Origin of the sequence: Neobacillus cucumis (genome assembly GCF_016908975.1) — a bacterium.
GTDB classification, from domain to species: domain Bacteria; phylum Bacillota; class Bacilli; order Bacillales; family Cytobacillaceae; genus Neobacillus; species Neobacillus cucumis.
Genome location: NZ_JAFBEX010000013.1, coordinates 173,333 through 194,852, shown reverse-complemented (window position 1 = coordinate 194,852; position 21,520 = coordinate 173,333). Strand labels below are relative to the sequence as shown.

Below are 21,520 nucleotides of genomic sequence, written 5' to 3'. Positions count from 1 at the left end.
AAATAAGGAGTGTGAAGTGATGATTATTTTAGCTGCTAATAAAATTCATAAAAGCTATGGAAATAAGTTTAATAAACAAGAGGTTTTAAAAGGAATCGATATTACAGTTGAAAAAGGAGAATTCGTTAGTATCATGGGTCCTTCTGGTTCCGGTAAAACGACCCTTCTCAATGTGCTCTCATCGATTGATAAGGTCAGTGGCGGCTCCATCAAAATTGAAAGCAAAGAAATGACAGCTATGAAAGAAAAGCAGTTAGCTGAATTCCGCAAACGGCATTTAGGGTTTATTTTTCAAGATTATAATCTCTTAGATACACTAACGGTCAAAGAAAATATCTTACTGCCACTCTCAATTGCCAAGGTTTCAAAAAGAGAGGCCGATGAGAGGTTCAATAGGGTTGCCACAGAATTAGGAATATCGGAAATGAAAGATAAATATCCGAATGAAATCTCAGGCGGGCAAAAACAGCGGACCTCAGCGGCAAGGGCATTCATTCATGAGCCAAGTATTATTTTCGCAGATGAGCCGACTGGTGCGCTCGATTCGAAGTCCGCCTCTGATTTATTAAATAAATTGAGTGAATTAAATCAAAAGCGAACGGCCACGATTGTCATGGTAACTCATGATCCGGCAGCGGCCAGTTTCAGCAGCCGAGTCATTTTTATAAAAGACGGACAGATTTATACCCAGTTAAATAAAGGGGAACAGAGCCGTCAGGAATTTTTCAAGGATATTATGAAAACTCAAGCAGTGCTGGGCGGTGTGCCATATGAGCGTTAACCAGCTTATTTTTCGAAACTTGAAAAAGAATTTAAAGAACTATTATTTGTATGTATTTGCCCTTATCTTTAGTGTTGCCCTTTATTTTGCTTTTGTCACCCTGCAATATGACCCGGCTATGAATGAGGCAAAGGATTCGATTAAAGGGGCCGCTGCCATCCGGTCAGCGAGTATTCTCCTTGTGGCAATTGTCTCGATCTTCTTGCTGTATGCCAATAACATCTTTATTAAGCGGCGGAGCAAGGAGATTGGTTTATTTCAATTAATCGGGATGACGAAAGCTCGGATTTTCACCATCCTTAGTATGGAGAATTTTATTATTTACTTTAGCTCGATGGCGGTGGGGATCTTTATTGGTTTTTCTGTCTCTAGATTAATTATCATGATTTTATTTAAAATGACCAAGGTAGATGCGATTGCCCGCTTGCATTTCTCTTCGCAGGCTTTTTATCAGACCTTGATTGTATTTATCATTCTTTACCTTTTAATCATGATGATGAATTATCTTTTTATTAAGAGGCAAAGCATCCTTTCTTTATTTAGGGTGGTTTCGTCGACTGAGGAGAAAGTAAAGAAAATATCTGTATGGGAAATCCTGATTGGGATTATCGGATTGATTGCGATTATTTCCGGCTACTATGTTTCATCCAAGCTATTTAGCGGTGATTATACTACCATGACAGAACTATTTTTGGCAATGATGTATATTTTAGGGTCGGTCATTATCGGAACCTATCTATTTTATAAAGGATCGGTCAGTTTTATTTTTAATATGGTTCGAAAAAAGAAGGATGGCTATCTAACGATTAATCAGGTGTTATCAATGTCATCGATTATGTTCCGAATGAGATCAAATGCCTTGTTATTAACCGTTATTACAACGGTTTCGGCCCTTGCCATCGGGCTGCTGTCGTTAAGCTATATTTCCTATTATTCCGCCGAAAAAATGGCTGAAAATCAGACGGCAGGTGATTTTGCGATCACGAATACGGATGATGCCGCTAAATTTAAAAAGGCCTTGAAAGCTGAAAGAATTGATTTTACAGAAAAGCAGATTGAGGTTCTTCAAGTGTCTGCTAATCTAAAGGACATTTGGGATACTAATCTTGAAGGCATCATGGTGGACCCTCAGGCGATGCCACTTCCAATGGTCAGTGAAAGGGATATAAACAATATCGATGTGGCCGCGGACGAGACCGTTTTTACGGGCTATAACGATCTACTGCAGAAGTTTATGAGTTTAAAAGACACCGGCAGGGTGGAATTAAAGGGACAAAATGAAACCATCCCACTTCGCTATTTAGGGTTAAGGAAAGAGTTTGTTGTTTCTGGTTATTTTACGAATGGCGGACAACCGATTGCAATTGTGGATGAATCGGTATTTGAACGATTAAAGAAGGATGTAAACCCAGAGATTCAAAAGAAAACCTCCCTGTTTATTGGGATTACATTAAAGAATGAAGGTCAACTTGAAAAAGCAAATCAAATCTATAAGAATTTGGCGTTTGATCAGAATGACCTTTATTCATCTCGTTTGGAAATTAGCAACAAACAAAAAAAGACGATGGGACTCATTATGTTTATTGTGGGCTTCTTAGGGCTAACGTTTTTGATCACATCGGGCTGTATTTTGTATTTTAAACAGATGGGTGAAAGTGAAGAGGAGAAGCCAAACTATACGATCTTACGCAAGCTTGGTTTCACTGAAGGGGATTTATTGAGGGGAATTCAAGCCAAGCAGCTGTTCAACTTTGGGATTCCGTTAGTGGTTGGGCTACTCCACAGCTATTTTGCTGTTCAATCTGGCTGGTTTATATTCGGCACCGAAGTATGGACCCCTATGATCCTAGTCATGGTCTTCTATACCGCCCTATACTCTATATTTGGTTTTCTTTCGGTGGTCTATTACAAAAAAGTCATCAAAGCCGCACTCTAAAAAAGCAGCCGTTTCGCACGGCTGCTTTTGTTTGTGGTGCCTGTCACCGTTAGCAACATTTTCACTATCAGATGTCACTTAATGGTGCCTGTCACCAATTGTTTAGCGGTTGTCTACTTTTTCTGGGTAGAGGTCGTGGTTCATTAGGCGGAAAGTTGCCATTTCTTCGTATTTAGTGCCTGGTTTTCCATAGTTGCACCAAGGGTCAATGGAGATGCCGCCGCGTGGTGTGAATTTACCCCAAACCTCGATATAGCGCGGGTCTAACAATTTAATTAAATCGTTCATAATGATATTTACACAGTCTTCATGGAAATCACCATGATTTCTGAAACTGAAGAGGTATAACTTTAAAGATTTACTCTCAACAATTTTTTTATCAGGAACGTACGAAATGTACATAGTAGCAAAATCCGGCTGGCGTGTCAGCGGGCACAAACTCGTAAACTCTGGACAATTAAATTTGACGAAATAATCTCGTTCTGGATGGAGATTATCAACTGCCTCTAAAACTTCAGGTGCATATTCAAATGAATAGGTAGTCCCTTGATTACCTAATAGTGTTAAATCTTTTAATCCTTCTTCATGGCTGCGGCCAGACATAAAAAAACCCCCTGCACATAATATATCCCCACACTTTTCAAGAGAGTTTCCATTTTCAGCTAAAAAACCAACGTTCTATACAAACTAAAGGGATCAAAACAAAAAGCCATGTCCCTTATGGACATGGCAGAAAGTCATGTATCCATAGTTTTTTATAGAGGGTATCAGCTATGAACCTCTCCCGTTCAAGTACGGGCTATCTCATCTCTATATAATAGAGAAACGGCTCGAAAACGTCAAACAGAAAATATAGGTAAAACTTTTAATTTAGGCATCTCACGTGCAAAATCCAACCCTCGATGATGTTCCGAACAGTCTTATTTTAATGGATCATTTAACACATTCTCATCTAGGACGGAGAGATCACCGTATACTCTGGTGATATGATTGGCGCCCCAGGCACACAGGGAATCTAAAATACCTTGCAGGCTCTGGCCATACTCACTAAGCTCGTACTCCACTTTAGGCGGAATCTGCTGATAAACAATCCTGTTAATCACCCCATCTTCCTCTAATTCTCGTAACTGTTGCGTTAACATCTTTTGAGTAATATCGGGCATCAGGCGTTTCAATTCACTAGTCCGTTTCTTGCCATGTGTTAAATGGCAAAGAATCACGCATTTCCACTTGCCTCCGATTACCTCTAAGGTCGCTTCAACTGATATATTGTATTTCTTTTTCTTCATCTCTAAAACCCTCCGTTTTATAGGTACTAAAAGGTACCTATAGCACTTATAAGTATCTATAGCACTTTAAAGTGCGTACTTTTCCATTAATCTTATATACTCCATAATAACAAATGCCGGTTGATTAATCCCATTTTCATTCTTTTTTAGTTTTGCTTTTAGCAAATCATTCATTCAATAGAACTATTTTAGGAGGAGAGAAACAAATGACTATAAATCAAAAAAGAAGTACCTATGCCTTGTTGGCATTAGCGGTCAGTGCTTTTGCCATCGGAACAACCGAATTCATCAGTGTCGGGCTCTTGCCGCTGATAGCAAAAGATTTACAAATTCCTGTTACAACGGCCGGCTTAACTGTTTCTTTATATGCACTTGGCGTCACCTTTGGGGCGCCCATTCTAACATCGTTCACCTCTAGGATGTCGCGAAAATCCTTGTTACTTTGGATTATGATTATTTTTATCATCGGGAATGGGATGGCTGCCAGTGCTGCGGGTATTGGAGTGTTACTCGCTGCACGTGTGATTTCTGCTTTTTCACATGGTGTCTTTATGTCGATTGGCTCAACAATCGCAGCTGATTTGGTACCTGAAAATCGAAGAGCCAGTGCGATTTCAATCATGTTTTCAGGACTAACAGTGGCGACTGTAACAGGGGTACCCTTTGGCACCTTTATTGGTCAGCAATTCGGCTGGAGGATGGCCTTCGTCATTATTATTGCAGTCGGTGTAATCGCCCTTTTGGCTAACAGTATTCTTGTTCCGTCTGACTTACGTAAAGGCGTGCAGACTACATTTCGTGATCAATTCAAATTGGTAACTAACGGAAGATTGCTGCTCCTATTTATTATTACGGCATTAGGTTATGGAGGTACATTCGTGGTGTTCACGTACCTATCCCCTATCTTGCAGGATATAACTGGCTTCAAAGAAAGTACGGTAGCAGTGATTTTACTTGTTTATGGTGTCGCCATTGCCATCGGGAATATGATTGGTGGAAAGCTTTCCAATAAGAATCCTATAAGTGCGTTATTTTATATGTTTATTATCCAGGCCATTATCCTATTTATCTTGCTGTTCACCGCCCCCTATAAGATTGCGGGATTAATAACGATATTCTTTATGGGATTGCTGGCATTTATGAATGTTCCTGGATTACAAGTTTACGTAGTAATGTTAGCAGAACGGTTTGTACCGCGTGCTGTTGATGTCGCGTCCGCTATCAATATTGCTGCGTTTAATGCTGGTATCGCACTTGGATCATTTCTCGGCGGGGTGATTACGGATTCAATCGGTTTAATCCATACCTCTTGGATTGGGGCATTAATGGTATTGGGTGCTGTTGTTCTTACAGCGTGGAGCCGAGGCCTAGAAAGTAGAGAGCGTAAAGAAGTTGGTGTTAAGGTTGGAAAAGTTATTTCATAACAATCCAGACGAGCTAGTTCCTATACATTAAAAAAATTGTTTACCGGAACAGAGGTGGGACAATCTCCTCTCCTTCCGGGTCATATAAAAATTAATTTGGAGGATGATGATAATGATTAACAACTTACAAGATACAACCACACTAAGTAATGGAGTGAAAATGCCTAAATTTGGACTTGGCGTATTTAAAGTAGAAGAAGGACCTGAACTGATTCATGCTATTAAATTTGCGATCAAACATGGCTACCGCAGTATTGATACAGCTGCCATTTATCAAAACGAAGAAGGTGTCGGTCAAGCAATCCGGGAAGGACTGCAAGAGGCAGGGATTTCAAGAGAAGAACTGTTTGTTACATCAAAGGTCTGGAACAGTGACTTAGGTTATGAATCTACACTCGCAGCCTATGAAACTAGCTTAACCAAACTAGGTTTAGACTATTTAGATTTATTCCTTATTCATTGGCCTGTTGAAGGGAAATATAAAGATGCATGGCGGGCATTGGAAACTCTCTATAAGGAAGGCAAAGTCAAGGCGATTGGCGTAAGTAATTTTCAAATCCACCATCTAGAAGATTTAATGAAGGATGCCGAGATTAAACCAATGGTTAATCAAGTTGAATATCATCCACGTTTAACACAAAAAGAAGTTCAAGCCTTTTGCCAAGAGCATGGTATTCAGCTGGAAGCTTGGTCACCATTAATGCAAGGCCAATTATTAACTCAGCCGGTCATCCAAGCCATCGCTGATAAATATAACAAATCTACAGCACAAATTATTCTGCGCTGGGGTCTGCAAAACGGAGTTGTCACCATTCCAAAATCAACCAAAGAACATCGCATCATTGAAAACGCCGCTATATTTGATTTTGAACTAAGCCAAGCTGATATGGAACAACTAGACGGTCTAAATCAAAACCTCCGCGTCGGACCAGACCCGGACAACTTCGACTTCTAACTTCAAAACAACACAACCGGGTAGGAAATGGTGCCTGTCACCATTTCCTACCCTTTCAACTTGAACCTTCTAAACGGTGCCTGTCACCGTTAAATGTCATCTTTTAGAATATTTTCCCTGGGTTTAGGATGTTTTGGGGGTCAAGGTTATGTTTGATGTTTTTCATAATTGGGATTAGGTCTCCGTGTTCTTCTTGCAGGAAGGCTTTTTTGCCAAGTCCTACTCCATGTTCCCCTGTACAAGTCCCCCCTTTAGAAAGAGCATATGATACAATCTGATGATGAACTTCTTCGACCACTTCCAGCTCTTCCTCGCTGTTTGGATCAATCGGCAAACAGGCATGGTAATTGCCATCGCCGACATGTCCTAAAACCGCACCCTCCAGGCCATAATTCTCAATAACTTCCCTTGTCTGTTTCAACGCATTCGCCAATTCTGATAATGGTACACATACATCGGTAAACATTAACACCTTTCCTGGATTAGTAGCCTGAATCGCAAAAGCAGCATGGTGCCTTGCCTCCCATAACTGAGCCCTTTTCAACGAGTCATTCTCAAATTCAAATGAAAGGCAATCCTCATCCTTCAGAATCTCTTGCATGAGTTCCACACTATATGTAACTTCAGGTTCATTCCCGCTAAACTCTAAGAAAAGAGTTGGCTCCTCACTATAGTTGGTACTCTTATACTTATTTACTGCCTGAATGGTTTTTTCATCAACAAGCTCAATTCTTCCTATCGCCAGACCTGCTTTTAGGAGAATAGCAGCAGCATTTCCTGCCGCTTCAATCGATGGAAACACAGCTTTTACCGCAGACGTCGTCTCAGGAATCCCCCGCAGCTTCAACGTAATCTCCGTAAAAATGCCCAGTGTCCCTTCTGATCCGATAAACAACCCCGTTAAATTATAACCCGCAGAGGATTTAAAGGAATGCCCTCCTGTTCGAATAATCGATCCATCCGCTAATACCACCTCTAAGCCAAGGACCTGATCACGCATGACCCCATATTTTACACTGTTGGTCCCGCTTGCATTTGTGGCTGCCATACCGCCGATCGAAGCATCTGCACCTGGGTCTGTAGGAAAGAACAAACCATTTCTTTTCAACGCTTGATTAAGCTGCGTTCTAGTTACCCCTGGCTGGACAGTCACTTGAAAGTCATCAGGCCGAATCGATAAGATTTGATTCATAAGGCTGAAATTAAGACTGATGCCCCCGTGAATCGGAATGATATGTCCTTCCAAGCTCGTCCCAGCCCCGTAAGGCACCAGGGGAATAGAATGCACCCCCGCGAATTGAACAATCCGGTTCACTTCTTCTTTTGATTTCGGAAAAACAACTGCATCCGGACTAAATGGTTTATGATACGCCTCTCCCCTACTGTGCTGTTCCAGAATGGTTTCATTAATTGAAACCCGTTCACGATCCCCAATAATTGCTATCAATTCTTCCATAAGATTCAATTTGTATCCCCCCCATAAATCGAAGCTTCATATAACCATTTTAAGCTTTGGGGAAATCAATTTATAGATAATATTTTAAATTTTCACTCATCTCTTTTTAAATAATAGATTTCAGAGAAAAAGTCGGTCTTAATGAGTGGTAAAGACATCCCGATCTTCATTAGTTCATCTCCATAATAGACCCGCTTATTATCATTGATTTTGTATTTCAGCTTCGGATTTAATCCCCTTAATTTCAACCGAAAAAAAGGCGGATTTGGAGTTGCCAATGTTTTATAGTAAAAAACAACTGCTTGTTCCTGATTTTCATCCACATACATCCATGCCGTATCCATCCCTTTAAAAGGACTTAACAGCCGGTACAAATCACCAAAGAGAACAACATTCTTTATTTGATGGTAAAACTGGATTTCCTGCCTAACCAGCGCCTTATCATCCCTGCTAAGTTTATCAATATTCAATTCAAACCCCAGATTGGCCGCCATAGCGACATGACACCTCATCCGCAATGGCGTCATCCTTCCTACTTGATGATTCGGAACATCCGATACATGAGCCCCCATTACCAATGCTGGATAAACCATACTTGTGCCATATTGAATTTTCAGCCTTTCAACCGCATCGGTATCATCACTCGTCCAGGTTTGCGGCATGTAATATAACATCCCTAAGTCAAAGCGTCCGCCCCCGCCTGAACAGCTTTCAAACAAAATCTCAGGAAAACGTTGTGTTAACACTTCTAAAATCCGATATAACCCCAGCATATACCGGTGGGACGTCTCCTGCTGTCTTTCGGGAGGCAATAAGGCAGATCCCACTTCCGTCATATTCCGGTTCATATCCCATTTAACATAGCGAATCGAGGCACTCTGAAAAAGGGTCGTGAGCGTTTCGATCAGCCAATTACACACATCTTCCCGGCTTAAGTCCAAGACAAGTTGATTTCTCGAAAGTGTCCGGTTCCTCCCCGGCACATGCAGGCACCAATCAGGATGATTTCGGTACAGATCACTATCTGGCGACACCATCTCTGGTTCGACCCACAAGCCAAATTGCATTCCCAAACCATTTAAGTAACTTGCTAACCCTTTTAAACCATGCGGCAGCTTTTTCCTGTTCACAATCCAATCACCCAACGAACTTTTATCATTATCACGATGACCAAACCAACCATCATCTAATACAAATAGTTCAATACCAAGATCCTTAGCAGCATCCGCAATTTCTTTTAATTTTTTTTCTGTAAAATGAAAATAGGTAGCCTCCCAATTATTGATGAGAATAGGTCGTGTCCTGTCACGATAAACACCGCGGCAAACTCTGCTTCGGATGATTTTATGAAAGGTTCTCGACATGCCGCCCAACCCCTCTGACGAATAGACCATTAGTGCCTCTGGCGTTTGAAAAATTTCTCCCGGATTCAACAGCCACGAGAAATTAAGCGGGTTGATTCCCATACTAATACGGGTCGTTTCAAATGGATCCACTTCAATCGTTGCTTGAAAATTTCCGCTGTAGACAAGACTAATTCCATATACCACCCCATGGTCTTCGGTTGCATCCTTAGACAGAAGGGCTAGAAAGGGATTATGCTGGTGACTACTTGCACCTCTTGAGGAAGATATGGATTGAACGCCGTGAATAAGCGGTCTGCGTTCAATATGACGCTCCCGTGCCCATGTTCCCTGAAGATGGAGCCAGTCCCAATTTGAATCATGGAAATCAACAGACATGCTCATACATTGTTGGATTCTCACCTCACCGCTTCCAAGGTTTTCAAATGAAACTGACCTTGTGATCATGTCAAAATCACGGTAAATCGTGTAATACAAATTCATTCCTACGCCTAACATGGAATCGACCATCGTAATTACCAGTGTATCGGCTTCAAGGGTATTTTCCACATAGGTCATGGGTAATCCCTTTATAAGCGGTTTTCCTTTCATAATCTCAAATGAATCATAAACAAAATGGGTGACAGTGGAACCATCAGGACTCTGAAGCCGATAGGCAGGTGTACGAAAATCACCGTTGCCAAAGGCAGGGAATTCCTGCGGGAGGGTATCCAGAGAGAACCGAGGGTCAGAAGGTTCATTCATCGGAGAAAAAGCCCTTCCTTTGAATTGAAGGATAGAAGATGGCTGCATCATTTGAATTTGATTTCCCCAATATACATGTGCTAAATACTTCCCATGGACAAGTTGAATCATATAACTGACACGACCATTATATAAATGAAAGATTTTTTCCTCTTCCTTCCACTCAATAGTCACGACCTACCACTCCTCAAAAAACATTTTCTTTTACTATATTCACATCATTTGCAGAAAATGGTGGAACCCGTATATAAAAATGGAAAATTTGCAGATACTATTAATAGCTAACTTTTTAGAATGAACTAATAGGACGTGCATAGATGGGTCATTTAAATCATCTTATAGAACACTTTGGCTATTTGGGGATTATTATTGCATTGGTTGGCGGGATTATCGGTCTGCCTATTCCTGATGAGGTCCTTCTCACTTATGTAGGTTATAATGTTTTTGCAGGGAAATTGGTGTACCTTCCATCCCTTGTATGTGCCTATTTTGGGGCAAGCATTGGAATCACACTAAGTTTTATTTTAGGTATTGTGTTAGGGGCTCCTTTTTTACATAAGTTTGGTCCTAAACTGCATATCAGCGAGACAAAGATTGACCGAACAAAGAAATTATTTAATAAGTACGGTCCGCTCCTGTTACTTATCGGTTTTTTTATTCCTGGAGTCCGGCATATTACTGCCTATCTCGCTGGGATTAATAATTATTCTTATAAAAAATTTGCCCTGTTCGCTTATCTAGGAGCACTTCTTTGGTGCTTTACCTTTATCACTTTAGGCCGATTGCTTGGCGGAAACTGGGTATATGTTGGCATGTATTTTTCCAGGTATAGTATTTACATTATTGCCCTTTTCGTATTAGGTGTCCTTCTTTATTTTTCCTATAAAAGGAAAAGGAAATTATTAAAAAATGCTTCTTATGATTAAAAAAGATGCTCCAAGCTCCACAGGGCATCTTTTTTACGTTGCCGCTATTGTAAGTGGCGCTGGCCACGACATTAAATCTTTTAAGCATTAGTTAAGGTTCCTCTGCCATTATAGAACTAAGAAAAATCCTCTGTTACCAAATCATTTCCTGTAATTAATTAAACGTTTGTTTAGCTTTTGCTGCAGTTGACAGAGAGGTAGCAAGTCATTCGAATTTTTTTGAAACCTTTAGTGAATGTTATCGTATATATACGTATCTCTGCTATGTTTGTACCTAAAATAAACTCTAATAGATAGGTGATTTAAAATGGGCTCTACTATATTACAATTTGGACAATATGTATTTGATGCTTATTATTGGCTAATCTTAATATCCATTTTTGGTTCATGGTTTCCGCAATTTCATTCTTCCAAAATTGGGAACTGGATTTCAAAGCTTGTCGAGCCTTATTTAGGCTTCTTTAGACGGTTCATTCCCCCAGTTGGTCCGATTGATTTTTCACCCATAATCGCTATATTCGTTTTTAGATATATTTCAGGATTTGCTCTAGAAGGGCTGCGCCAATCCTTAAATGTAATTGGAGTGTAACTGAATTACGTCACAAAAATGAACCCAAATACGGGTTCTTTTTTTGTGACGTGATAACGGTGAAAGAACTGAATTTTTTTCTTGGTTTGGAGGAAAATAATCTTGTTTGAAGGATGAATAGGAGGTTGTTTATGTCAGATCTTGAGCCGATTGAGTATGAGACAGGAACTGCAATTCGTGATTATGATATTATTCAAATCACCCCAACCGAGAGCGGTTATGAGGTTCTGCTAGATGTGAATTTAGATAGCGGTTACGCTCTAGCGAGAACAAAGCTAGAAATTACGCATGAAGATTTACAAGGCTATGAAACCAATGATATTGAGGAAGGCATTAAATATGCCTTAGGTTTTTTTTCGTAAAAAGAGTCTATCTCTGCCTTTTATATTGGGGCAGGGATAGACTCTTTTTTTAAACTCTTAAGTAAATTAGGTTTCCAGCAGGGTCACTTGTTACGTAGTCGTTTCCTTCTTTACTTATGGGAGCACCCAATAGCTTCAGTTGTTCTATCACTTTTTCTCTTGCACCCTCACTAGGAAAGACTAGGGTATACCATTTTAAACCGACGCTATTTTTCGGTGGTGTTGGAGCTCCTGCTCCCTGCCAAGTATTGATGGCAACATGATGGTGATATCCGCCCGAAGAAAGAAATACCGCTTGCGGGTAGTAACTGACGACATCAAAACCAAGTCCTTTCGTATAAAATTCCTTTGCTTTTTCTAAATCGCCAACATGGAGGTGAATATGACCCATAATCGTTCCTGGAGGAAGACCATCCCATTCAGCCACACTCGATGCTAAAATTCCTTCCGCATCCAATTGCTCTGTGGCCATATTAACTAAGTCGTTTTTCCAGGTCCATTCAGAAGATGGGCGGTCACGATAAACCTCTATTCCATTCCCATCGGGGTCTTCCAAATATAATGCCTCACTTACATAATGATCCGCTGCCCCCAGCGGGTAACCAGTTTGAATAATATGACGTAAAAAACCGCCCAAATCAGCACGTGATGGCAGTAGTATGGCAAAATGATACAATCCTGACGTTCGTCCTTGTTTAGGGATTACATCAGCCGGTTGTTCTAAGGTTACTAGCGGGGTTTTACCGTCTGCCGTTAAAACCCCCTTTCGTTCACTTTTTTCTAATATTTGAAAGCCAATGATATTTTGATAAAACGTAATGGAATTTTCAAGATTTTTTACCTTTATATTTACCTCACCAACATAAATATTTGGCTCTTGATGAAACCGATCCATTTTTCATCCCATCCTTTTCTAACCATTCCAAAGAGATTGTTATTAATGATATGGTTCAATTCAGCATCATTAATTATGCATCTGACTTAAGTGTATAGTGAATTTATTTCGATTTCAAGCATTTTGAATTAAATGTAAAAACCTTATTATTAAAACTAACACAGTCTTAACACTCTCTTTACACTACGTTTAGAAAAAATCCATCTTCAGCTAATACAATATAGTAAAACACACCATTGGAGGGATTGGATGAAGGTTACCGTTGTAGGGGCTGGGTATGTAGGATTGGTCACTAGTGTTTGTTTGGCAGAATTAGGGCATTTGGTGACATGTATTGATATTCAACAAGAGAAAATTGATCTGCTTCAATCCGGTCAATGCCTATTCCATGAGCCAGGGTTAGAAGCCCTCCTAGAAAAAAATCTTAATGAAAAGCGGCTTTCTTTCACTTCAAATCCCCATGACGCCTATTCAAAAAAAGACATCATTTTTATTGCCGTTGGGACACAAGAAAAACATGATGGCTCGGTAGACCCGAAATACCTATATGTGGTGGCCCATACGATTGCACACTATATTGAACAGGATGTCATTGTATGTACAAAAAGTACTGTTCCAGTTGGGACAAATGAGATTATCCAACAAATTATTGATAGTAGAAAACCCCCTAACCTCCAAGTAGAAGTTGTGGCCAACCCCGATTTTCTTCGGGAAGGATCGGCGATTATCGATTTTTTTCATGGGGACCGTATTGTGATTGGAACTAGTAACCCGAAAGTGGCTGCCATTTTGAATGAGCTTTACCTGCCGCTGCAAATCCCCATTTTCAAAACGGACATTAGAAGTGCCGAAATGATTAAATATGCTTTCAATGCCTTTTTAGCCACAAAGATGAGTTTTTTGAATGAAATGGCCAGAATCTGTGAAAATGTGGGTGCCAACATAGAGGAAGTGGCCTATGGAATTGGACACAACAAAAAGATTGGCTATGACAGCCGTTTTCCGATGGAGACCAAAACACTTGCACAGCTCAGCAGTCTTTTAAACGAGCCTTTGCCATTACTTGAGGCTGTCATTCAAGTAAATAACCGTTAACAATCACTTTCTTTTGGAACGTATCTGTGCGCTGCCTGAGATTTCAGATGGAGGAGGAAAGACAATGATGAGATTAATCCATGCGATTTACGGATTTGACTGCCGCCTACTGCAACATGTGAATCGCCATTTTGATAAAAAGGTTCTAAACCTTTTATTCCGATTCGTCACACAATTTGGGGGTGCAGATATAACCATTGCTGCTTGTTTCCTCCTTATCATCATCTCATCAGGTGAGCCGAAGCTGACTGCCATTGCCAGTGCACTAGCATTATCGGCAAGCCATATACCCGTTCATATCATCAAACAACTGCTGCCGAGAAAAAGACCTTATATGATGTTAGAAAGTACCAAGTTTCCTGCAAATCCTTTACAAGATCATTCCTTCCCATCGGGGCATACCACGGCGATTTTTTCCGTTATAACCCCCTATATCTTATACAATCCGGAGCTTGCATTTATTTTGATTCCTTTAGGAACCTTTGTAGGGGTATCAAGAATTTACTTAGGGCTTCACTATCCTTCCGATACGATAGCAGGAGGAATTCTAGGGACCAGTACGGGGATATTATGCTTTTGCTTATTATGTATATAAGATATGGATTTTAGGAGGGATGAAATGAGAATTGCCATTTTCACAGATACTTTTTATCCTGATGTTAATGGTGTTGCAAAGACACTCAAACGACTGACTAGCTTCCTTGAATCACAAAAGATTAGTTATAAAATATTTGCGCCAAGCTCTCCTGCAAAAGATTTTACTGATTATCCGATTCACCGTACTAAGAGCCTTTCATTTTTCTTGTATCCTGAATGCCGTCTAGCTTTGCCGAATCTTTTGCAAATGAAATCCGAAATACAAAGCTTCTCACCGGATTTAATTCATGTAGCGACCCCTTTTAACATCGGTCTATGTGGGGTTTATTTTTCAAAAAAGATGAATATTCCCCTTGTATGCTCGTATCATACCAATTTTGATGAATATCTACAGTACTATAACCTTCCATTTTTAACGAGACTGCTTTGGAATTACATGCACTGGTTCCATAAGACATGTAAAAAGATCTTCGTTCCTTCACCAGCAACACTCCAACTATTAAAACAGCAAGGATTTACCAATCTTGAGCTTTGGCCAAGGGGAGTAGATTGCAAGCTGTTTCATCCTAATCATCATAAAAATTCCTTTAAAAGTGATTACAAATTAGAAGATTCATATTTACTTACTTATGTGGGTCGATTAGCGCCTGAGAAGGATTTACACACACTCTTAGCTGTAGCAAAAACGCTTCCACCAGATTTGAATAAAAAAATACATTGGTTAATTATAGGAGACGGTCCTTTGCGTAAAGAGCTAGAAGCCAAGGCACCGGCAAATATGACGTTTACCGGATATTTAAGTGGGAAACGTTTAGCACAAGCCTATGCATCATCCGACATATTGGTTTTTCCATCCCCAACCGAAACCTTTGGGAATGTGGTGCTTGAATCTCTAGCCTGTGGTACTCCAGTAATCGGAGCTAAATCAGGTGGTGTACAGAATATCATTGAGCCAGGAGTAACTGGGCTATTGTGCAGTCCCGGTAATGTTCAGGAGTTTACCCATTCTATCTTGCACCTTTTAACCAATCATCCCCTGCGCAAACAAATGGGAAACGCTGGAAGACACTATGCCTTAACACAGAGTTGGGAACAGATATTAAATAATCTGATCTACCAATACTCTGATATCATCCAAAAGCGTGATGTGCAAAAGTACGCTTAAATAAGTGTTAAAGTCAAAAAAGGTGACAGGCACCGGAAGTGCCTCACCTTTTTTACTATTCTCAACTTATCAGTGGAAGTTTGATTTCTACAGTGGTTCCCTCTTTTAGTTTGCTTTGGTAGGTGATGCTGCCATGATGTTGTTTTAGGATTTTGTGACAGATCATCACACCTAGTCCGGTCCCTTTTTCCTTTAAACTGTAAAACGGCTCACCTAGACGTGGAAGTAATTCTTCGGGAATACCTTGCCCATGGTCTTTGACCAAAATGACACAATGATTTGCATCGCCCTTACCCAAACTAATTTGCACTTCACCACCAAGAGGCATGGCCTCAATGGCATTTTTTAAAATATTAAGGAAAACCTGTTTTAATTGATTTTTTTCCCCTTTAATAAAATAGGAGCCATCGTCGATTTTTACGTCAAAACGAATATTGTTTAAAATCGCTTGAGGGTGAAGTAACTCAACTGTATTTTCTAATAACTCTCCAATATTCACTTGATTTAACTGCACAGCCTGTGGTTTGCCTAAGGATAGAAGTTCACTTGTAATCGATTCAATCCGCTCTAATTCATTCAAAAGCAAGTCAGTATAAACAAGCGAACTATTTTCTGCTTTATATAATTGAACGAAACCTTTTATGGTCGTAAGCGGATTTCGAATTTCATGTGCCACTCCTGCAGCTAACTCCCCAACAATCGACAGCTTTTCTGACTGTAAAAGAATTTCTTCGGATTTTTTTCGTTCCGAAATATCCCGGCTAATCGTGACAATATTTTCAACACCATCCTCTTTACCTATAACAGGCATACACCTCGACTCGAATTCAATCCACCGCCCATCCATATGTTTTAAACGAAACTCCATCGATTTGGACTCTTTATCCTCAAACATTCTACTGATGGATTCTCGAAACGACGGTGTATCCTCCGGATGAAGTAATAATTTAAAACATTTATGCTCTAATAATTCAGAGCACGGATAGCCTAAAACATGTTCATGAGATGGAGAAAGATAGCTTATCGCTTGTTCTCTATCTAATACCATAATCAGATCAGAGGTATTTTCTGCAATTAGACGGTATTTTGTTTCACTTGCTTCTACTAATTTATACATGTCTCTTAGCCTACGATTTAACCGATGCAGCTTTTCATAGGATTCTATTAATAAATTCCCTATAATAACACCTAACAAAACGAATATTAAGTATTGCAAATGAAATAAAGGTTTATCTCGGAAAGCGTGAAATATAATTGGAACAATGATGATATAAATTAAGACATAAGATGCGTAATAGATAACACTTTTTTTCACATGGGTAAGTCGTTTTGTTACAAAATGAATAATGGAAAAAATAATAATAATAGTAATCCAACCGATGATAGCCGTACTCCATTGACCGCTTTCAAGCAATCTCGTTACCAATGCAAAAATGGCTGTAATGATTCCTGTTAAAGGCCCGAAGTAAACAAACGCCAAGATGATCGGAGCATAGCGAATATCATAAGAATACCCCTGCTGTTGAAAGGATAACTTAATCAAGACAACGGAAACGATTCCCCCATAAATCCCTACCCAATACCGCCAATTCTTTATAGCCTTATGATTAAAGAACGAACCGATTGCTAACGGCGTACTGACCAAAAGAGAAAAAATGGAGAGATTAATTATGTAGTCTATAAAAACCAACTGACTCCCACCCAAACTCTGTCAAATTTACAATATCTTTTATCTTAAACCAGAATGGTTTCTTTTTCTAATAAAAACTGCTCTTAAGTGAACAACCTATCAACTGTTTTTATAATTAGGAAATATATAATTCAAATATCATAGAACTTACATTTCTCATAAAACCTTGTTTTTCCTATTTCCAGCAGCTTTGCTGCCTCCTGCTTATTCCCATTTGTCACAGCGAGTGCACTCTGAATCGCTTCCTTTTCCACTCGGGCCAATGTTTCCTTTAACGGAATAACAGATAAAGGCATTTTCTGGGCAGGTTTTATTTCTACCATCGTTCTCTTACCATTATTAGGACACTGTGACCTCATTTCGCGCAGATATAACGGAAGATGAATCAATTTAATGGTTTGTCCATCAAGCACATTAATAGCCCGCTCTAGAACATTTTCAAGCTCACGAATATTTCCAGGCCACGAATGTTCCATCAATCTTTTCTCCACTTCTTCAGAAATAGCAATGCCGGTCCGGAAAAATTTACGTTCAAGCTTTTTTAACAAACTCATGGAAATTAACTTAATATCCTCTATCCTTTTATTTAGAGGGGGGATTTCAATTTTGATTACATTTAAGCGATAATATAAGTCCCGCCGGAACTTTCCTTCTTCCACCATCTTTTCTAAATCACGGTGTGTAGCGGCAATGATTCGGACATCAACTGGAAGAGATTTCTGACCGCCAACCCGCTGAACTTCCTTTTCCTGCAAAACTCTTAACAGTTTACTTTGCATTGAAAGTGGCATATCACCAATTTCATCTAGAAAAAGAGTGCCATTATGGGCTAATTCAAACTGCCCTTTTTTCCCTCCCTTTTTCGCTCCCGTAAACGCACCATCATCATAACCAAACAACTCCGATTCAAGTAGATGTTCAGGAATGGACGCACAATTGATGGCCACAAACGATAGCGATGAACGAAGACTCTGATTATGAATGGAATGGGCAAACAATTCCTTTCCAGTACCTGATTCCCCTATTAAAAGAACAGAAGAATTACTATCCGAAATGCGTTCTGCTAATTTTTTGGCAGCAAGGAAGGACTGGCTGCTGCCAATTAAATCCTGAAAACTATATTTGCTCTTTAACTCATTTTCTACTTTTGTTTGATAATATTTTAATTCCTCTACCAGGTGTTGGATCTTCGATTTATACATCCGCCATTCCTCTGGGCTGCGAAACATCACGGTCCCAAGGGCCCCTACTAGTTCCCCATCAACTGTGAGCGGGTAACGATTGGCAATCATTTCACTGCCATTGATGGGATGCAGCGCGGCAAGCTCTTTCTTTCCTGTATTCGCTACAATATGCATCCGTGTGTTTTCAATTACTTCCTGAACGGGGCGATTCGTTGCCTCCTCAACAGTGGTTCCCAAAAACTCACAATAGGCTTCATTTATATAAAGAATCGTTCCCTTACGGTCCGTCACAACAATTCTTTCTCCTAAAAGATTGATAATCTGCTCATGCCAATTAGAAGGAATCGCTTCCATTCCTTTTTTCATAGATTCTCACCCTTACCATATTGGTTATATTTATTATAACAAAGGCTGACAGGTATGAAATAGATTGGAAGATTTTCCATAACAAAAACAAAAGCGCAAGCGCCCGTTTAGCGGCGTATGGCCTGGAGTGCTTCGACTGAGATAAAGGAAACACGAAGAGCGATAGCGATTCGATGTTGACTTATCGTAGGGAGAAGCGCGAAGGACACTAGCCGCTGGGTGCTGGAGCTGGACGTGTCTAAACCTATAAAAAGTTATCCACAATGACTAAATCTATAATTTCCTCACTAGCGTTGCATAAAAAAATAATTATCTTGTCAACAATGAATTTTTAAATATATATTTACTTTAATGTAAAATAATGGTTTTTAGTGATATAAAAAAATCCTTATAATTAGGAGGAAGGTCAAAGTCCTGTCCAAATCCTAATTACAAGGAGAACCCATGGACAAGAATAACACAAAAACAGTATTTAATAAATACCTTCATCCGATGGATGAAGGTGTTTTAAATAAAATGGCTGAACAAATGGAACTTGATAAGTATGTCAAAAAGCTAAAGATTATACCTTTTGTAAAACTATTTACCTATGCCCAATTAAAACAAATATCTAGTTTAACAGATATTAGTCTTGAGTTGAACACGACTCCAAAACTACAGAAAGAGATTGGGTTAAAATCGATTAGCAAATCACAATTATCAAGGAAACTAAGCGATATCTCCCCTAATATCTTTCAAGCTGTGCTAAAACATCTAATACAGAAGGTCCGCCAAAAATTTGGAGTAGTTAAAGGAAATCATAAGCTAAGAAAGCTTTATCTTATTGATTCATCGACGGTTACTCTTAGCCTTAAAGAACACCCATGGGCACCTAAAAACCGTTACACCTCCGGTGTAAAGTTGCATACACGTGTGGTGTTTTATGATGATGTTACCTATTTAGATGATATTATTGTAACTGCTGCAAGACCCGCTGATATAACACAATTAGATGCTCTCATAGTAAATAAACATGGTACTTTCCACGTTTTTGACCGAGGGTATTTTGACTTTAAAACATTTGAAAGACTTTGTTCAGAAGGGATTCGTTTTGCTACACGGATAAAGGAGAACACTGTTATTGAAATGGTAGAAGAAGTTACTGTCCCTAAGAACTCACCCATTATAAGAGAAGCCGTTGTTTTTTTAGGGAAAATGAAACATCCCCTTCGTTTGATAGAAACAGTAAATAGCGAGGGAAAACAAATCCAAATTATTGTTAATGATGCTAAAATTTCAGCAGATGAAGTAAGCACTATTTATCGGGATCGTTGGAGAATTGAGCTATTTTACAAGTGGATGAAGCAGCACATGGTGTTAAAAACAATGTATGGAAAAAGTCAAAATGCGGTACATAACCAAGTTTATATGGCTATGATCGCCTTTTGTTTAACGTTGTTATTAGAATCAGATTTAAGGTTTAAAGGGACATTGTTAGTGTTAAAAAAGCATCTTGCTAAATTTATCTTGGACAGGTATCCAGATTTATTAGAGGAATTATTTAAACCTCCTTCAAGAACCACTGAAGGAAGAAAAAGTTATGATTATGAAAAAATATTTAAAGAAACATTAATAGAGGTGGAAAAAGGTAAATTCAGGGAATAATATTCAAATAGCACACTAATATACATTTGTAAAAATATGGATAAACGGCACCTTCTTTGATGTCACTTTATCCTTTTTTCTTATTTGTGGAGAACATTTAAATCAGAATATTCTGTATATTAAACTTCCCATAATTTTTACTGTGAATTTATGTTATTGACTTATCTGCTAAAGCTTTATGCAACGCTAGTGTAATTTCCTAAAAAACAAAAAAATCCTATTCGACTCACGAATAGGATTTCATACATGCTTATTGCGCTGTGTAACCGCCATCTAAAATAACAGCCTGACCTGTGATACCTCTGCCTTTTTCGCTTGCTAAAAAGACTGCATAATCCGCAATTTCTGTCACGGATAATAACCTTTTTTGTGGAACAAGCGGTAAGAGCACCTCATCAATGACACTTTCTAAACTGACATTTCTAGTGGCCGCGAGATCCGCTAACTGGTTTCTAACCAGTGGTGTATCAACATAACCCGGGCAAAGGGCGTTAACCGTAATCCCACTCGTTGCGCCTTCCAGTGCAGCAACCTTTGTTAAACCGATGACCCCATGTTTTGCACTATTATAGGCAGCCTTTCCAGCGAAGCCAATCACTCCATTGATGGACGCCATATTAATCACTCTTCCAAAGCCCTGCTTCTTCATAATTGGGAATACGTTTTTAATGCCGATGAATGGAGCCGTTAACATAATTTTCACTAGGAGTTCAAATTTTTCGTTGGGAACTCCTCGATAGGTGCAACATACTGCATTCCGGCATTATTGACTAATATATCAAGTCGGCCAAATGTCTTATATGCCTGCTGGATACTATTTTTAAACGCTTCCTCGTTTGTTACATCACATGGAGCAGCCCAAGCTTCGAACCCTCGCTCCCGTAATTCCGCAGCGGCCTGTTCACTCTTTTCCGCATGTAAATCGGAGATTACTACACTCGCTCCCTCTTGGGCGAAAGTTTTGGCCATTTCTAAGCCAATCCCGCTGGCTGATCCCGTAATCAAGGCCGTCTTACCTTGTAATAACTGACTCATCTATTCGTACCTCCTAAATGCTA

18 protein-coding genes, 1 pseudogene and 1 riboswitch are annotated in these 21,520 nt (G+C 39.5%); of the genes and pseudogenes, 11 read left to right on the top strand and 8 right to left on the bottom strand.

The features are described from left to right. The first annotated feature begins 19 nt into the window (after nucleotides 1-19). Nucleotides 20-781 (top strand): ABC transporter ATP-binding protein, encoded by a 762-nt coding sequence (locus JOC76_RS18480; protein WP_205179992.1) that lies wholly within the window; start codon nucleotides 20-22, stop codon nucleotides 779-781. Beyond that, nucleotides 771-2,717: an FtsX-like permease family protein gene (locus JOC76_RS18475; RefSeq protein WP_205179990.1), complete on the top strand. Its 1,947-nt coding sequence runs from the start codon at nucleotides 771-773 to the stop codon at nucleotides 2,715-2,717. The genes JOC76_RS18480 and JOC76_RS18475 overlap by 11 nt, the downstream gene beginning before the upstream one ends. 102 nt (nucleotides 2,718-2,819) lie before the next feature. On the opposite strand, the gene queF is transcribed toward JOC76_RS18475, so the two are convergent. Next, nucleotides 2,820-3,320 carry a preQ(1) synthase gene (gene queF / locus JOC76_RS18470; protein ID WP_205179988.1) on the bottom strand — a complete coding sequence of 167 codons (501 nt, stop codon included), beginning with the start codon at nucleotides 3,318-3,320 and terminating at the stop codon, nucleotides 2,820-2,822. A 138-nt stretch (nucleotides 3,321-3,458) separates the two neighbouring features. Further along, nucleotides 3,459-3,505: riboswitch (PreQ1 riboswitch) on the bottom strand. A gap of 132 nt (nucleotides 3,506-3,637) precedes the next feature. Continuing rightward, nucleotides 3,638-4,006, bottom strand: a complete 369-nt coding sequence (locus JOC76_RS18465; protein ID WP_205179986.1) for a winged helix-turn-helix transcriptional regulator — start codon at nucleotides 4,004-4,006, stop codon at nucleotides 3,638-3,640. 206 nt (nucleotides 4,007-4,212) lie between these two features. Here JOC76_RS18465 and JOC76_RS18460 point away from each other — a divergent pair, with 206 nt between their 5' ends. Both JOC76_RS18460 and pgoN read left to right on the top strand, forming a co-directional pair. Beyond that, nucleotides 4,213-5,430, top strand: coding sequence for an MFS transporter (locus JOC76_RS18460; protein ID WP_205179984.1), 1,218 nt, complete (start codon nucleotides 4,213-4,215; stop codon nucleotides 5,428-5,430). A gap of 112 nt (nucleotides 5,431-5,542) precedes the next feature. After that, on the top strand, nucleotides 5,543-6,385 hold the full coding sequence (gene pgoN / locus JOC76_RS18455) for a glyoxal/methylglyoxal reductase (protein ID WP_205179982.1): 843 nt from the start codon (nucleotides 5,543-5,545) through the stop codon (nucleotides 6,383-6,385). Between the two features lie 103 nt (nucleotides 6,386-6,488). Here pgoN and JOC76_RS18450 read toward each other — a convergent pair whose 3' ends face one another. Together JOC76_RS18450 and JOC76_RS18445 are read right to left on the bottom strand one after the other, a co-directional pair. After that, on the bottom strand, nucleotides 6,489-7,850 hold the full coding sequence (locus JOC76_RS18450) for an FAD-binding oxidoreductase (RefSeq protein ID WP_205179980.1): 1,362 nt from the start codon (nucleotides 7,848-7,850) through the stop codon (nucleotides 6,489-6,491). Between the two features lie 83 nt (nucleotides 7,851-7,933). Continuing rightward, nucleotides 7,934-10,123: an alpha-galactosidase gene (locus tag JOC76_RS18445; RefSeq protein WP_307784739.1), complete on the bottom strand. Its 2,190-nt coding sequence runs from the start codon at nucleotides 10,121-10,123 to the stop codon at nucleotides 7,934-7,936. A gap of 143 nt (nucleotides 10,124-10,266) precedes the next feature. Between JOC76_RS18445 and JOC76_RS18440 the strand changes: the two genes are divergently transcribed. The 3 genes from JOC76_RS18440 to JOC76_RS18430 all read left to right on the top strand — a co-directional run bounded on the left by JOC76_RS18440 (nucleotide 10,267) and on the right by JOC76_RS18430 (nucleotide 11,826). Beyond that, nucleotides 10,267-10,875, top strand: a complete 609-nt coding sequence (locus JOC76_RS18440) for a DedA family protein (RefSeq protein WP_205179971.1) — start codon at nucleotides 10,267-10,269, stop codon at nucleotides 10,873-10,875. A gap of 307 nt (nucleotides 10,876-11,182) precedes the next feature. Beyond that, nucleotides 11,183-11,464 (top strand): YggT family protein, encoded by a 282-nt coding sequence (locus tag JOC76_RS18435; protein WP_205179969.1) that lies wholly within the window; start codon nucleotides 11,183-11,185, stop codon nucleotides 11,462-11,464. A gap of 131 nt (nucleotides 11,465-11,595) precedes the next feature. Continuing rightward, nucleotides 11,596-11,826 (top strand): hypothetical protein, encoded by a 231-nt coding sequence (locus JOC76_RS18430; protein WP_205179968.1) that lies wholly within the window; start codon nucleotides 11,596-11,598, stop codon nucleotides 11,824-11,826. Between the two features lie 49 nt (nucleotides 11,827-11,875). Here JOC76_RS18430 and JOC76_RS18425 read toward each other — a convergent pair whose 3' ends face one another. Beyond that, nucleotides 11,876-12,721: a VOC family protein gene (locus JOC76_RS18425; protein WP_205179967.1), complete on the bottom strand. Its 846-nt coding sequence runs from the start codon at nucleotides 12,719-12,721 to the stop codon at nucleotides 11,876-11,878. Nucleotides 12,722-12,970: 249 nt separating this feature from the next. On the opposite strand from JOC76_RS18425, the gene JOC76_RS18420 reads away from it, so the two are divergent. The 3 genes from JOC76_RS18420 (at nucleotide 12,971) to JOC76_RS18410 (ending at nucleotide 15,578) form a co-directional block, all read left to right on the top strand. Further along, entirely contained in the window at nucleotides 12,971-13,816 is an 846-nt protein-coding gene (locus JOC76_RS18420) for a UDP-glucose dehydrogenase family protein (protein WP_205179966.1), read from the top strand. Nucleotides 13,817-13,880: 64 nt separating this feature from the next. Continuing rightward, complete coding sequence (locus JOC76_RS18415) at nucleotides 13,881-14,411, top strand: phosphatase PAP2 family protein (protein ID WP_205179965.1); 531 nt, start codon at nucleotides 13,881-13,883, stop codon at nucleotides 14,409-14,411. A 24-nt stretch (nucleotides 14,412-14,435) separates the two neighbouring features. Beyond that, nucleotides 14,436-15,578: a glycosyltransferase family 4 protein gene (locus JOC76_RS18410; protein ID WP_205179964.1), complete on the top strand. Its 1,143-nt coding sequence runs from the start codon at nucleotides 14,436-14,438 to the stop codon at nucleotides 15,576-15,578. A gap of 61 nt (nucleotides 15,579-15,639) precedes the next feature. Here the strand turns inward: JOC76_RS18410 and JOC76_RS18405 are convergent, their stop codons facing one another. Together JOC76_RS18405 and JOC76_RS18400 are read right to left on the bottom strand one after the other, a co-directional pair. Further along, nucleotides 15,640-17,268: an ATP-binding protein gene (locus tag JOC76_RS18405; RefSeq protein ID WP_205179962.1), complete on the bottom strand. Its 1,629-nt coding sequence runs from the start codon at nucleotides 17,266-17,268 to the stop codon at nucleotides 15,640-15,642. Between the two features lie 131 nt (nucleotides 17,269-17,399). Further along, nucleotides 17,400-18,818, bottom strand: coding sequence for a sigma-54 interaction domain-containing protein (locus JOC76_RS18400; RefSeq protein WP_205179961.1), 1,419 nt, complete (start codon nucleotides 18,816-18,818; stop codon nucleotides 17,400-17,402). 444 nt (nucleotides 18,819-19,262) lie between these two features. Here JOC76_RS18400 and JOC76_RS18395 point away from each other — a divergent pair, with 444 nt between their 5' ends. Next, nucleotides 19,263-20,462, top strand: a complete 1,200-nt coding sequence (locus tag JOC76_RS18395; RefSeq protein WP_205179960.1) for an IS4 family transposase — start codon at nucleotides 19,263-19,265, stop codon at nucleotides 20,460-20,462. Between the two features lie 250 nt (nucleotides 20,463-20,712). On the opposite strand, the pseudogene JOC76_RS18390 reads toward JOC76_RS18395, so the two are convergent. Continuing rightward, nucleotides 20,713-21,497: pseudogene (locus JOC76_RS18390) on the bottom strand (3-hydroxybutyrate dehydrogenase). Nucleotides 21,498-21,520 lie beyond the last annotated feature (23 nt).

What these genes read in the sequence shown, in the direction of transcription:
- JOC76_RS18440 (WP_205179971.1), top strand. Translation starts at nt 10,267, where the DNA reads ATGGGTCATTTAAATCATCTTATAGAACACTTTGGCTATTTGGGGATT.
- JOC76_RS18415 (WP_205179965.1), top strand. Translation starts at nt 13,881, where the DNA reads ATGATGAGATTAATCCATGCGATTTACGGATTTGACTGCCGCCTACTG.
- JOC76_RS18480 (WP_205179992.1), top strand. Translation starts at nt 20, where the DNA reads ATGATTATTTTAGCTGCTAATAAAATTCATAAAAGCTATGGAAATAAG.
- JOC76_RS18465 (WP_205179986.1), bottom strand. Translation starts at nt 4,006, where the DNA reads ATGAAGAAAAAGAAATACAATATATCAGTTGAAGCGACCTTAGAGGTA.
- JOC76_RS18475 (WP_205179990.1), top strand. Translation starts at nt 771, where the DNA reads ATGAGCGTTAACCAGCTTATTTTTCGAAACTTGAAAAAGAATTTAAAG.
- JOC76_RS18400 (WP_205179961.1), bottom strand. Translation starts at nt 18,818, where the DNA reads ATGAAAAAAGGAATGGAAGCGATTCCTTCTAATTGGCATGAGCAGATT.
- JOC76_RS18430 (WP_205179968.1), top strand. Translation starts at nt 11,596, where the DNA reads ATGTCAGATCTTGAGCCGATTGAGTATGAGACAGGAACTGCAATTCGT.
- JOC76_RS18420 (WP_205179966.1), top strand. Translation starts at nt 12,971, where the DNA reads ATGAAGGTTACCGTTGTAGGGGCTGGGTATGTAGGATTGGTCACTAGT.
- pgoN (WP_205179982.1), top strand. Translation starts at nt 5,543, where the DNA reads ATGATTAACAACTTACAAGATACAACCACACTAAGTAATGGAGTGAAA.
- JOC76_RS18410 (WP_205179964.1), top strand. Translation starts at nt 14,436, where the DNA reads ATGAGAATTGCCATTTTCACAGATACTTTTTATCCTGATGTTAATGGT.
- JOC76_RS18460 (WP_205179984.1), top strand. Translation starts at nt 4,213, where the DNA reads ATGACTATAAATCAAAAAAGAAGTACCTATGCCTTGTTGGCATTAGCG.
- JOC76_RS18395 (WP_205179960.1), top strand. Translation starts at nt 19,263, where the DNA reads ATGGACAAGAATAACACAAAAACAGTATTTAATAAATACCTTCATCCG.
- queF (WP_205179988.1), bottom strand. Translation starts at nt 3,320, where the DNA reads ATGTCTGGCCGCAGCCATGAAGAAGGATTAAAAGATTTAACACTATTA.
- JOC76_RS18435 (WP_205179969.1), top strand. Translation starts at nt 11,183, where the DNA reads ATGGGCTCTACTATATTACAATTTGGACAATATGTATTTGATGCTTAT.
- JOC76_RS18425 (WP_205179967.1), bottom strand. Translation starts at nt 12,721, where the DNA reads ATGGATCGGTTTCATCAAGAGCCAAATATTTATGTTGGTGAGGTAAAT.